Origin of the sequence: Hominimerdicola alba 8 (assembly GCF_000178155.2) — a bacterium.
Taxonomy (GTDB): Bacteria; Bacillota; Clostridia; order Oscillospirales; family Ruminococcaceae; genus Hominimerdicola; species Hominimerdicola alba_C.
This window is the reverse complement of sequence record NZ_ADKM02000062.1, coordinates 194,952-208,459: the sequence shown is the minus strand read 5'-3', so window position 1 is coordinate 208,459 and position 13,508 is coordinate 194,952. Positions and strand designations below refer to the sequence as shown.

At 48.5% G+C, this 13,508-nt stretch carries 11 protein-coding genes; 9 read left to right on the top strand and 2 right to left on the bottom strand.

All coding sequences use genetic code 11. The annotated features are described in order from the left end of the window. Positions 1 to 17: 17 nt before the first annotated feature. The 9 genes from CUS_RS06290 to CUS_RS06250 all read left to right on the top strand — a co-directional run bounded on the left by CUS_RS06290 (position 18) and on the right by CUS_RS06250 (position 11,133). A complete protein-coding gene (locus tag CUS_RS06290; protein WP_002848510.1) occupies positions 18 to 1,676 on the top strand; it encodes a DAK2 domain-containing protein in 1,659 nt (552 codons plus the stop codon). 51 nt (positions 1,677 to 1,727) lie between these two features. After that, positions 1,728 to 2,411, top strand: coding sequence for a hypothetical protein (locus tag CUS_RS06285; protein WP_002848210.1), 684 nt, complete (start codon positions 1,728 to 1,730; stop codon positions 2,409 to 2,411). Beyond that, positions 2,411 to 2,989, top strand: coding sequence for a 5'-deoxynucleotidase (gene yfbR / locus CUS_RS06280; protein ID WP_002848524.1), 579 nt, complete (start codon positions 2,411 to 2,413; stop codon positions 2,987 to 2,989). Before CUS_RS06285 ends, yfbR begins: the two co-directional genes overlap by 1 nt. 156 nt (positions 2,990 to 3,145) lie before the next feature. Further along, positions 3,146 to 5,140, top strand: a complete 1,995-nt coding sequence (locus CUS_RS06275) for a polysaccharide biosynthesis C-terminal domain-containing protein (RefSeq protein WP_002848659.1) — start codon at positions 3,146 to 3,148, stop codon at positions 5,138 to 5,140. A 20-nt stretch (positions 5,141 to 5,160) separates the two neighbouring features. After that, entirely contained in the window at positions 5,161 to 5,409 is a 249-nt protein-coding gene (locus CUS_RS06270; protein ID WP_002848330.1) for a YdbC family protein, read from the top strand. A 322-nt stretch (positions 5,410 to 5,731) separates the two neighbouring features. Next, positions 5,732 to 6,979, top strand: a complete 1,248-nt coding sequence (locus CUS_RS06265; protein ID WP_002848278.1) for an ROK family transcriptional regulator — start codon at positions 5,732 to 5,734, stop codon at positions 6,977 to 6,979. A gap of 50 nt (positions 6,980 to 7,029) precedes the next feature. Next, on the top strand, positions 7,030 to 8,304 hold the full coding sequence (locus tag CUS_RS06260) for a bifunctional folylpolyglutamate synthase/dihydrofolate synthase (RefSeq protein ID WP_002848626.1): 1,275 nt from the start codon (positions 7,030 to 7,032) through the stop codon (positions 8,302 to 8,304). 112 nt (positions 8,305 to 8,416) lie between these two features. Beyond that, positions 8,417 to 8,929: a phosphodiesterase gene (yfcE, locus tag CUS_RS06255; protein WP_037276736.1), complete on the top strand. Its 513-nt coding sequence runs from the start codon at positions 8,417 to 8,419 to the stop codon at positions 8,927 to 8,929. Positions 8,930 to 9,054: 125 nt separating this feature from the next. Continuing rightward, the gene (locus CUS_RS06250; protein ID WP_002848475.1) at positions 9,055 to 11,133 is read left to right on the top strand and encodes an EAL domain-containing protein; all 2,079 of its coding nucleotides are present in this window, start codon (positions 9,055 to 9,057) and stop codon (positions 11,131 to 11,133) included. A gap of 389 nt (positions 11,134 to 11,522) precedes the next feature. Here the strand turns inward: CUS_RS06250 and CUS_RS06245 are convergent, their stop codons facing one another. Then, positions 11,523 to 12,635 (bottom strand): acyltransferase, encoded by a 1,113-nt coding sequence (locus CUS_RS06245; RefSeq protein ID WP_002848223.1) that lies wholly within the window; start codon positions 12,633 to 12,635, stop codon positions 11,523 to 11,525. A 1-nt stretch (position 12,636) separates the two neighbouring features. Beyond that, the gene (locus CUS_RS06240) at positions 12,637 to 13,482 is read right to left on the bottom strand and encodes a hypothetical protein (RefSeq protein ID WP_002848419.1); all 846 of its coding nucleotides are present in this window, start codon (positions 13,480 to 13,482) and stop codon (positions 12,637 to 12,639) included. Positions 13,483 to 13,508 lie beyond the last annotated feature (26 nt).

Genomic DNA, 13,508 nt, shown 5'->3' with positions numbered 1-13,508 from the left:
TATAGGAGGAAAGAACAGTGATAAACGGAAATATGCTGCGCCGCGCATTCATCAGCGGTGCGCACAGTATCACAAACAAGAAAAAATCGGTGGACGAACTGAACGTTTTTCCTGTGCCTGACGGCGATACAGGTTCCAACATGTCCATGACAATAAATAACTCGGTGGCTGAACTTGAAAACCTTGAAGACAGCGTGGCTTGCAGCACTGTTGCAAGCACTGCGGCTTCTTGCCTGCTGAGGGGGGCAAGGGGCAACTCGGGCGTTATTCTTTCGCTGATATTCAGGGGTTTTGCGAAAGGGCTTGCGGGCAAGAACGAGATGTCGGCGGAAGACCTTGTAAATTCACTGGAACTTGGCGTTCAGGGCGCGTACAAGTCTGTTATGAAGCCCACTGAGGGCACTATACTGACTGTTGCGAGAGAGGCAGCTGAAAAGGCAAGGGCATCGCTGAGGTCTACCAATGATGTAAGGGCGATAATGGCTGACATATGCACTCAGGCGCGTGAAACGCTGGACAAGACCCCGACACTTCTGCCTGCGCTGGCTAAGGCGGGCGTTGTCGATGCGGGCGGCATGGGTCTTGTGATAATATTCGAGGCTATGCGCGATGTTTTTGACGGCGGCGAGATAGTCGAGCAGACAGTTCAGGCGGCTGTACAGAACCAGCATAACCACGTTGAAGATGCTGTCACTACTGATACTTTCTCATCGGTAGTGGGTCAGTATGATGCGGTGATAAACTTCACCTACTGCACCGAGATGCTGATAACAAAGAAACCTGACTGCGATGACCCCATCAAGCTGAGGGCTTATCTTGAAACCATCGGTGACTGTGTTGTGGTGGTGGACGATGACGAGATAATCAAGGTACATGTACACACCAACAATCCCGGCAAGGCTATCGAAAAGGGTCTGGAGTTCGGGTATATAAACTTCCCAAAGGTTGAAAATATGAAGTTACAGCACGAGAAGGAGCAGAAAAAGGCGAAGAGCACTTTTGTTCCTGCCGAGCAGGAGAAGGATTTCGGCTTTGTGGCTGTGGCGGCGGGAAACGGCGTTGAGGCGCTGTTCAAAGATGTGGGCGTTGACTGCGTGGTCAAGGGCGGTCAGACCATGAACCCATCTACACAGGATATTTTAGAGGCTATAATGAGCTGTCCCGCAAAGACGGTGTTTGTTCTGCCAAACAACAAGAATATAATCATGGCGGCTGAACAGGCTGTCAAGCTGGCTGACAGAAAGGTATGCGTATTGCAGACAAGGACGATACCTCAGGGCATGTCGGCTATGCTGGCTTTTGACCCCGAAGCTGACTTCAACACGAACCGCATCGAGATGACTGCGGCGATAGAGAGAGTTTCAACAGGACAGATAACCTTTGCCGCCAGGGACTCGGACTATGAGGGCAGAGATATCAAGCAGGGCGAGATACTGGCGATGGACAACGGCAAGCTGTCATTTGTTGAGAAAGACCTTGCTAAGGCGGCTTTCAAGCTGACGAAGAAGCTGGTAAAGGGTGACAGTTCGTACATCACCATAATTTACGGTGCTGATGTCACCGATGATGCGGCTGAGGCGCTGTACAAGCAGATAAGCACGAAATTTTCGGGACTTGATGTAAACCTGATAAACGGCGGACAGCCTGTTTATTACTATATCATATCGGTAGAATGACAGACAAGAGCCGCGTTGATGCGCGGCTCTTTTGTATTTGGGAGGTCAGAGATGAATTATAGGAAATATGAAGAACTGCTCAGAAGAACATATAGAACAGCTCCGGCTCCGCTGGAAAGCGGTGTGCAGGCACTGGTGTTCATGTATCTGGACGAATTGTTTGAAAACTGCATCGGATATGAGCCTGTTATTATTGATCGTATGAAGAAAGACTCGGTTTATGGTACATGCGGCGGTGTATCCGATATTGCGATAGTGCGGAATGATCTTGATTATGATAATTCAAAAAAAGATAAAGACACAGAGAAAAGTAAGATACGTTTTTGTGTTGAAGTCAAAGAAATAAAGAAATCAATAGATAAAGATAAGTTCCGTATACAGTTCCTTGGGCATTTATTGACATTTGGCGAGGGTATTATCACTAATGGAAAAAAGTGGGAACACTATCGGTTTATGCCTTCGGAGAATGATAAAAATATACTAAAACCAATGATAGAGAAATACATCACATTGAAGGAAAAGAAGAAGGAAGAGAATGAACAGTTAAATAGTCTTATAGAGAAGATAATGGATCATCACAGTGTAAAAGAATTGTTTGAAAACCCTTCAGCTAGTTTTGAACTTGTAAAGCATGAGGACAAGAAACTGAAAGTTGACCCGAACATTTACCTTGAACTGACAAAGTATGTATGCGTGCTGATACAGGAGCTTAACAAGATAGAGGTGGTAAAATAATGGACAGATTTTTTGCGGTCATCTCGCGTATGAAGTACATAAACCGCTGGGCGCTGATGCGCAACACCATCAAGGAGAATATCAGCGAACATTCGCTGGAAACGGCGTTTATCGCCCATGCACTGGCGCTGATAAGGAATGAGAGGTTCGGCGGGAATGTCAATGCTGAGCGGTGCGCTCTTTTGGCGATGTACCACGATACCACCGAGATAATCACGGGCGACCTTCCGACACCGATAAAGTATTACAGCAAGGAGATAAAGGGTGCTTACGATGAAGTGGAGGAAAAGGCGAAGAACACGCTTATCTCCTATCTGCCCGATGACCTGAAAAAGTATTATGAACCTCTGCTGGGTCACACGGAGGAAGAGGCTGAACTGTGGAAGCTGGTCAAGGGGGCTGACAAGCTGTCGGCGCTGATAAAGTGCATCGAAGAACGCAAAATGGGCAACGCAGACTTCGCATCTGCCGAGAAAGCCACCGTTGAAGCCATTCACGCACTGGGTCTGCCCGAAGTGGAGGTCTTCATGGAGGAATTCATACCCGCTTACGGGCTTACGCTTGATGAACAGGCGTGAGGTCGTTTCGGGCGGCTGGGAATGTCAGGCAAAAAATGACATATCCAAAAAACGGTTAAAATGTGCAGGAAAATTTGTCTTTAAAAAAGTTGCATTAATAGAAGAGATGTGTTATAATAATAGATGTATTTCCAATGATATGAGGGATAAATTATAATGCACGAGAAAAAGATAGGCTCAAGCTACGGCAAACTGATGATGAACACCATCATTTTTGCCATCGGCTCTTTTAGTTCAAAAGTGCTGGTACTGCTGCTTGTGCCGATATATACAAATCATCTGACCAGTGCGGAGCAGGGCAAGACCGACAATCTTACCATGATAGCCAACTGGATGATACCCCTCGCGACACTGACCATCAGCGAAGCTATAATACGCTTCGGGCTTGACAAGGCTTACGACAAGAAGAAAGTCTTTACACTGGGCAACCTTGCCTGCGGTGCGGGCATGCTCGCATTTGCGGTGATATTGGGGCTGGTGCGGCTGATAGGGGTCGCGGATAAGTGGATAAGCGGGTACACGATACTGCTTTTCCTATATGTGTTCATGTCGGGCATAAAAACGCTTTATACGACTTTCGTGCGGGCGATGGAGAAAGTCCGATTGTTCGCAGTGGCGGGAATAATCGCGACGTTTTTCACGCTGCTGTTCATGGTGCTGTTCTATCTGGTACTGCCCGATGATTTTCTGGGGGCGGGTACAGGTATAGAGAAGTACCTGCTGTGTACGATACTTTCCGACGCTATAACAGCGGTGTTCGTTACCATAGCGGCGAAGCTGTGGAGGTATATCGACTTTAAGGATATCGACCGCGAACTGCTTACGACGATGCTTCAATACGCTGTGCCGCTGATACCTGCGCAGCTTTTGTGGCTGATAACCAACGGTTCGGACAGCTTTATGACCACCCACTATCTGGGTGAGGGCAGAAACGGCGTTCTTGCGGCGGCTTACAAGATACCGAATCTTGTGGCGACGGTGTACATGATGTTCGGGCAGGCTTGGAACATGTCTGCCATAACCGAGAACGACTCGGAGGACAGGGATACCTTTTATGAGAAGGTATTCGACTTCAACCAGAGTTTGCTTTATATACTGGCGGCGGGCTGTCTGCTGGTGGTACAGCCGATAACTGCCGTATGGATAGGCGCATCGGTGCGCGATTGCGTGAAGTATTCGCCGCTGCTGATATATTCGACGATATTCTCATGCCAGACAACTTTCATGGGCAGTATATATCTGGCGAGCAAGCAGACCAAAAGGTCACTGGTGACCAGCGTTATATCGGGCGTTATCAATGTGGGTCTTAACATAGTGCTGATACCGACCATCGGGCTGTACGGTCCGCCTCTTTCGACGGTGGCGGCTTACCTGACGGTGTTCATCATACGCGCTGTTGACACGAGAAAGATAATACCTTTCAGGATAGATATACGCAAGATGATAGTCAGCAATGTGCTGATAGTCATAATGACGGGCATACTGCTTATAGAGCCTGATATGTGGCACCACAAGATATTCTATATGATAGTGCTGGCGCTGTTCTGTGCGGTGTTCGTGATAAACATGGAAGCCATAAGCAGTTTGTTCTTCCGCTTTTTGCCGAAGAGCATCGCGGAGAAGGTCACTTCGCTGGGAACGAAGAAGCTGTCGCTCATAGCGGCGGGGCTGGTGGCTTTCGCGGGGCTGAACATACTTTTCAGGGCGATACCGCTGATGATACTGCTGGCGGCAGGATATGCGTTCGGCTTCCACATAGATGCGCCGAAGATATTCAGCGTGTGCGGAGTGGTGTGTGCGGCGCTGGTGGGCTTTCTGATAGCGCCGGAACTGGGCGGCGGACTGCTTTTCGTAATGTGGGCGGCACCGATAGTCAAGTACAGGAGAAAAATATACATCGCGGCGGCTGTGGTGTCGCTTGATGTATTTCTTGGGACGCTGGTAACGGCTGAACTGGGCATTTTCCTGTTCTTGGTAGAACTTATCGCACTGATGATAGTTTTCAGAAAGAAACTCGCTGACTTTGTGCTGGATTACATCGAATACGGCACGCTGGGACCCATTGACAGGGTGGCTGAGAAGATACCTCACCGCAGGAAGAGCGGCGCGGAAGATGACAACATTGCCGATGATGATGACATCAACGGCTGATAATAAAGGAGAGATCTATTATGGCAGAATTGAAATTTGAGATCGTGGAGCACATTGGTGTGCTTTCAGAGAATGCTAAGGGCTGGACTAAGGAACTCAACAAAGTCAGCTGGGGCGAGCATGCACCTAAGTACGACATAAGAGATTGGTCGCCAGATCACACAAGAATGGCTAAGGGCGTTACACTGACCGATGAAGAACTGGAGGCTCTTAAGGCTATACTTAACGGCGAGGTCGAGGACGACATCGACGAGTCGCAGATGCTTTGATCGGCGGGACAAAATGATGACAGGCGGCACTTTCGCTACAGGCGGGGGTGCTGTTTTTATTTTGCGGCGACAGCTCGGTGAAATATAAAATATGGTAGAATATGTTATTTGGTCTGCCAAAAATGACTGTGTGTTGGACATATTTTACAACATGCAGTGTCGATTTTGTGTGATTTATACTAAAGGGATAAGAGTTTTAACAAAATGTAAAACTTGCATTGATGGTTAAATGATAATCGAATGTTCATAACAGATTAATAATTATCTGATATAATTAAATCGTTGAAAGCATATTAAACAGACCATCGGAGGATATACGTATATGGAGCAGCATGGTATAAGCAAGCTGGACCTGAAAAGACGAAACAGAATGCAGGTCCTCAAAATACTAAAGCAGAGAGGTCCTACATCAAGAATAGATATCGCAGGCACCCTCGAACTGACGAGAGCGGCTGTTACTATCATCACCAATGAGATGATAGAGCAGGGCATAATTCAGGAGATAGGCGAGTACAAGCATGTCACTGAAAAAGCACCTCGCGGCAGAAAGAAGATACTTATAGACATAAACCACCACTACAAGTTCGTCATCGGTGTCACCATCGAGGAGGATATCGTCAGCGTGGGTCTGTCTACTCTGGCGGGTGCGGTGCTGGATAAGAGAAATCTCTCGATCGACCATACCATTGAATACAATGCTATATTTGACTTTGTAAGAAAGTCTATAAAGGAAGTTCTGGCAGACAACTGTCTGGACAAGAGTTCGATACTGGGTATAGGCTTCGGCATTTTCCCGACTATGTATGACAAGCTGGGCATAGATGTGAGGGACGGTATACCTGATTACACAAAGGTGCGCGGCATCATCAAGAGTTATACAGATCTGCCGCTGGTATTCGACAACTCTGTAAAGGGCACAGCGATGGCGAACATCGACTTCCTTAAGACAAAGGATCCCAACAGACAGAACATCGCGTTTTTGCAGTACGGCAACAACATGAACTTCGTTGTGACCAATCTGAACGAACCTATCGTTTCATACGATAACAGAACAGGATTCGTTGACAAGATGATAATCAATCCTTACAGCGAGAGGACATGTGAGAAGTGCGGCAGAAGGGGCTGTGTCGAGAATGAGATAACTCCTGCGGCTACGCTGTTGAAGCTGGATAAGGTATATTCGGCTGAGAAGACACCTTATCTGTATGAGGTATCGAAAGGCAACTTCAAGAATGTTAATATGGACATGGTACAGGCTGCCTACGACAAGGAGGATCCTGCGGTAAGAGAGGTCGTTGACAGCGAGATAAGGCTCACAGCTGTGCTGATAAACAACCTGTTCTTCTCGACTAATCCACAGAAGATAGTACTGCACCACTTCACCAACCACACCAACAACGAGAACGATTTCAACCGCATCAGAAATGCGCTGAATGAAATTGCGGGTGCTGCTGTGGCGGGCAAGATAGAAACTTCTATCATCGAGGACAAGCACCGCTTCCTGTCGGGCTGCGCTCTGGCTATCAGAGAACTGTTCTTCAATCGCGGCGGTTTCGATACAAACAGTTAAATATTCTCCCCGTAGGCTTGTCCTGCGGGGATTTTTTATGGAGGGCAAAAATGTTTGAGTACAATAATTCTCCTGCTTTGGAGTATATATTCGGCTTTTCGCATTCGGGAAAGCCTGTAAAGGATCTGGGGAGAGCACGCAGGCTTCTGGCGGCGCTGGGTGACCCGCAGGAGCGGCTGAGGTTCGTGCATATCGCGGGAACGAACGGCAAGGGTTCGACGGCGAGAATGTTTGACGGGGTGTTCGTGCATGCGGGGCTGAAAACGGGGCTTTTTACCTCGCCGTTCATAATCGAGTATGCTGACCGCATACAGGTGAACGATGAGAACATCAGCGTAGAGGCGCTTGAGCGGCTTGTGGATAAGGTTCGCGGGGTGGTGGATAAACTTCCCGAAAAGGCGGAGTTTTCGCAGTTTGAGATAACACAGGCGATAGCTTTCCTGTACTTTGAGGAAATGGTCTGTGATGTGGTCGTGCTGGAAACGGGGCTGGGCGGTCTGCTGGACTGCACGAATGTTATCAAAGAACCGCTGCTGACAGTAATCACGAAGGTAGACCTCGACCACACGGCGATACTGGGTGACACGGTGGAACTTATTGCGGAGCAGAAAGCGGGCATCATCAAGCGGGGGTGTCCCTGTGTGCTGAGTGCGGGCAACTGCGGGGCTGTCGGGCAGGTAGTGCGGAAAAAGGCTGATGAGATGGGTGCTGCGCTTGCTATACCCGATACAGACAAACTGGAGGTGCTGCACAGGGGACTGCACACGACGTTGTTCAACTATGGCGGACTGGCGGTGCGGACTTCGATGGCGGGGGAGCATCAGGTGATGAATGCGCTTTCTGTCATTGAGGGGTGCAGGTTACTTGCGGACAAGCTGGGGCTTAGTGATGATGACATAGCAAAGGGCATCGCGGCGGCGGTACTTCCCGGACGGACGGAGATACTTTCGAACAAGCCGCTTGTCATGCTGGACGGCGGTCACAACCCTGACGGCATGCGGGCACTGGCTAAGGTCATAAGCGACAAAGCGCCTGTACATGCGATAATTGGTATGTGCGGTGACAAGAACATGCGGTCGGCGCTGGGGGAGATAATACCGTTCGTGGACAGCTTTGTGACTGTTGACGGTTTCTCCGACCGCGCTGAAGATGCGGGCAAGCTGGCGGCGCTTATCAATGAGTCGGGCGGCAAGGCTCGTGCGGCTGTGGGAAGTCTTTTAGAAGAATACGAAGATATGAAATGCGGCAACGCTTACGGTCTGACGCTTGTCTGCGGGTCGCTGTATCTGGTGTCGGCTATGAAAGCGGCGCTGGGCGGCAAGTAGTCAAGGCTCAGATCTCGTGGGCGGGCGGGTGGGGCTTGCAATGTGTAAGAGAATGGCAAGCGATACTCGCAGTCCGTTACTGACAGGAAATAACCATAGAAAGTGTGATAATATGAAATTGTTTATAGCTTCTGATATACATGGCTCGGCATACTGGTGCGAAAAGATGGTGAGCGCCTTTGAGAAAAGCGGAGCTGAAAAGCTGGTACTGCTGGGAGATATACTCTATCACGGTCCACGAAACGATCTGCCGCAGGATTATGCGCCCAAAAAGGTCATCGCGATGCTAAATCCGCTTAAAGACCGCATTCTCTGTGTGCGGGGCAACTGCGATACTGAGGTCGATCAGATGGTGCTGGATTTTCCGATAATGGCAGAATATGCGCTGATATATGCGGACGGTTCAACAATATTCGCCACACACGGGCACAAATTCAACTGCGATAATTTACCGCCGCTGGGCAAGGGTGATATTCTTCTGCATGGGCATACACATGTGCCTGTAATAAAAGACTGCGGGGATTTTACTTATATTAATCCCGGCTCGATATCCATACCTAAGGAAAATTCGGCTCACAGTTACTTTATTTTTGAGAACGGGAAGTTTACCTTCGGTGAACTGTAAAAAATTAATAGTCAAAATTGTGTAAAAAAGCTAAAAAGTAATTCACCCTATTGCAATATTTACTCTAATATGATATAATCATCTTAACAGGTGAAGTTTTCCCTTTAGGGTATGGGGGTGAGATGATGGACGATAATTACAGACTTAAAGCCGGCTTGTGCATTTTTGATATGAATGACGGCGGCAGGATAATTTCGGTGGACGATGACCTTTTCGGGTTCACAGGGTACAGTCAGGACTATGTCAGAGAGAATGAACTTACGGTATTTTCACTTTTTGACAGGGCGTATCGTGAGGACACTGAAACGATACTGAACGATGCGGCGAAAGAGGGCAGGGTATTCTGCATAAGGCAGCCGATGAACTGCCGTGACGGAAGTTCGCTGTTTGTACATTGCTGTGGGTATGTGAGGGACTGTTCCCGCGTGGAGATGGTGATAAGCGATTGCAGGTGTCATGACAGTCTGGACGGGGCACAGAAAAAACTCATGAGGCAGATAACCGAACAGCAGGAAAAACTTCACATGATAGCCGAAAACACCGATGATGTGTACTATCAGTATGATGTAAAGCATGACCTGATGCACCTGACGGTCAGCATAACGCGGTTCAGGCTGGATTATGACAATTGTCTGGAGAATTTTCTGGGCAGAAGGGCGGCTGAGGAATTCATGCACCCCGATGATGTGAAGGCTTATTTCGATGAGTGGGAAAAGGCTCTGAAAAAGCCCACAAAGGGGACTATGGAGTTCCGCACTAAGGCGTATGATGATGACTACTGCTGGTACAGCGATGCTTATATCAGCTTTGCGGACGAGAACGGCGAGGTCATGGAGGTATTCGGGCGGCTGGCGAACATTCAGAAGTTGAAAACGCTGACAAGTCAGGCTGACAGCGACTCGGAGTACATCAAGTATCTGTTGCAGTCAGACCAGCTGACTGGGCTTTACAACCGCAAGGGGTTCACCCAGCAGGCGGGCAATCTGCTTAGCAGGCGGGAAGAGGGATATATTTATGCACTGGTATATTCTGACATAAACGACTTCTCGTATGTCAATGAGAATTTCGGCTACGAAACGGGCAATACGATGCTTAGGGATTTCGCGGAATGCCTTAAGGCGGGCAGCACTTATGTGATGGGCTGCCGCATCTACTCGGATTTCTTCATAACGCTGTGCCGCGCAAAGTCAAGGGCAGAACTGATAAAGAGCGTTGAGGTGGAAAACACCAGTTTCACCGCTTTGCAGAAGCTGAAGTTCCCATCGGGCGACATTCGCATATCCTGCGGCATGTACATACTGCCTGATGGTGAGGTGGAACTTAACACCGCTATCGACAATGCAAATCTTGCAAGGCGCAGTGTAAAGCATTCGTCAAGCATACTGTGCGGCATCTATTCACAGAGAATGAGAATGCAGAAGCTGTATGAACAGTCCATCTGCAACGAACTGCATGCGGCGCTGGAAAACAGGCAGATAGAGATGTTCTTACAGCCAAAGTTCCATCTGGAGAAGAGGGTCATCATCGGTGCTGAGGCGTTGGCGAGATGGCGAAATCCCAACGGTACTTACAAGATGCCGTTCGAGTTCATACCTGTGCTGGAAAAGGTCGGCTACATCGATGAACTGGATTTCTTCATTTATGAAGAGGTGCTGAGGACGCTGGAAAAGTGGAAGCGCGATGACAGAGTTCTTCTGCCGATATCGGTGAATTTCAGCCAGCACCACATAACTCAGCCTAAGTTTGTGGAGAACTTGATCGATACCGCAAACAGGTTCGATGTTGACAAGAGTTTTGTGGAGATAGAGATAACCGAATCATGCTTTTCCGGTGATACGCAGGCTTTGTTCTCGGTGATGGAAAGGCTGAGGAATGAGGGCTTCAAGGTGAGCATTGACGATTTCGGCATCGGGTATTCGACGCTGAGCGTGCTGATGAATGCGCCTGTGGATATCGTAAAGATAGACAAGTCTTTCATCGACAACATCGAGCGCAACAAGAATGACCGTGATTTTGTGGCGAATATGTGCAGTCTGATAGACACGGCAAACAAGGACATCATTTTTGAGGGCGTTGAAACTGATGCGCAGGCGGCGATACTCTGCCAGAGCGGTTACACGAAGGCACAGGGCTGGCTTTTTGACAAGGCTATGCCGCTGAGCGACTTTGAAGGCAAGTACATGTATAACTCTGATAACAAGTGAACATGATACAGCGGCATTCCCTTAAAGGGGAGTGCCGCTTTTGTATATTGATAAGGAAGGCTTTGCCGTGTTAAAATGATTTATAGCTATTTTTATAGTAAACGACATATTTATTTCTACATTCAGCGCTCACTGACGCTGTTATTTTTGTGGCTGTGAGCGCTGAATAGCACACCATTTTAAAAGTTGATATTATGATGTGGCTTAACGGAATTTAAGGTGGCTGGCGTATATCTTTACCTGCCGCAGGGGGAGGGAAAGATATGCCGACCACCTTAAGTTCTGTAAAATCGTTGTTTTTTGTGGTGTATCAGCGGGATAACCATAATTTTTAATGTCGTTTACTAAAAATATCCCCGAAGCGCTGAAAAGGTGCTTCGGGGATATTTTTATACAATGTTCTTTACAAAAGGTATGAATTTGAGAATTCTTGTGACTGCGTAGGATATCACAAAAGTCACAAGCATTATCAGCAACAGCGTGAGAAAGCCGCCGTTTGCAAAGGGGTCTGTTTTCATGACGGCGAAGATGTGCTTGTAGACCAGCATATGTATCAGATAGATGCCGAAAGAACATTTATCGACCTCTGAAACTATCTTGTCAAGTATCGGTATCTCTTTACCGCTGTCAGAACTTTTGAACAGTGCGAATATGGACAGTGCCGCCAGTGCCACGAATGGGAAACTGTATTTTTCCACCGAATTTTTAAGCTGTGAAGCCAGTTCTTCGTTTGTGGTGTGGAAACGGTAATAGGTCGCCCAGAGGATAGCACCTGCGTTGATGACAGTCGTCATGACTGCGGCGGCGCGGGGTATCTTCAGTTTGCCGTTATGTATGGCAAAGCCTGCGAACAGGTACATGGGGTAAATGCCGTCTATAAAGATGTAATAGACGGGGCTTTGCACACCGAAGAAGAAGTCGATGGTACTGCCGACTGCCCCGAATGCAAAGCAGAGGGCTATGGCGTAGAGGACTTCTTTTTTGCCTGCTTTGGCGATGGGTCTTAGCAGCGGCAGCGAGAGGTAAATGGCTATCATAAGATAGAGATACCATGTGTGCGACCAGCTGTTGCCTGTGGCGGTGAAACGGTTCAGCAGTGCAGTTTTTAGACCGTCAAGCAGGTGGTGGGGGGTGAAGTCCTTGAAATAGACCAGATGGTCGTAGAGGGTGAATATCTCGCCCGCTGCGAAAAGGGCTATGACCACCCTAAGCAGATATTTGCCGAACAGCTTTTTCAGCGGTATACTGCGTTTTTCATCAAGCAGCAGTGCGCCCGTCACCATGACGAAAACGGGTACTGCCCACATGAACAGGTTGCGCACCGACATAAGAACTGTCATCAGTTCGGTATCCTGAACTCGCTGACCGTCTGCGCCCTGTTTTACGGCAAAAGCCGTTGCCATATAGCTGCCGTGAAAAATGATTATCGACAGGCAGGCAAGGGCTTTCAGGCGGGACATATAGAGTATCCTGCCTGACTTATTTTCTTTAGTTTTACCCATATCATAAAGTGAAAGCGTCGTCGCCCATGCAGCCGCCCTCAGGGGACTGTGCGGCATCTGTTTCAGCGGGTGCTTCGGTGGCGGGGGCTTCTGTAACCGCAGGGGCTTCGGTCGCCTGTGTTTCTGTCGGAGCTTCTGTCTGAGGTTCAGTTTCGGGCTGGGCAGTTGTAGTGGTGGTCGTGGTGGCAGTCTTAGCCTCTTCTGCCTTGCGTGCTTCTTCGGCTGCGTTTGCCTCAGACTCCATAGTATTCTTGCTGTCGCCTATCTTGTTGGTGTAGACCAAGAAAGCGTAGTCGTCCATGAGTCTTATCTCGCCTTCAAGCATATTGGTGAGAGGGAAGCCGTGAAGCACAAAAGACTTATCGTCATCAAAGGTTATCTCGACCTCAAAATCGCCAATGGTCATTACATCGCCGCTGACTACATGGCTGTAGTTGAGCATCCTTGATTCGTCAGCGACAAAATCTTCGCCGTCGGGCAGGAGGTTCTCACCGAACTCGTCATCGCCGTATCTGATGGCAAAGCCGACGATATCCTTTTCGGTGCCGTTGGTGAGTTTTACCGAGTAGGTGCTCTTCTCGCCATCTTTCTCACCGATGTATTTCAGGTTTTCCTCTTCGGCGGCTGGCTTTTCTTCTGCTTTTGATTCAGCCTTGCTTTCGGTGGGAGCGGCGCTCTCAGGCTCGGCTGTGCTTTCGGGGGCACTTTCCTCAGCGGCGGAAGATGCGGCAGGCTTTGAACTGTCAGCAGACTTGCTGTCGGTCTTTTCGGTATCGCCGCAGGCAGTCATGCCGAGTGTCATAGCGGCAGAAAGTGCCAGCGCTAAAAATCTTTTCATGTCTTTCATTGTATTTACCTCCATACTTTGTCTGA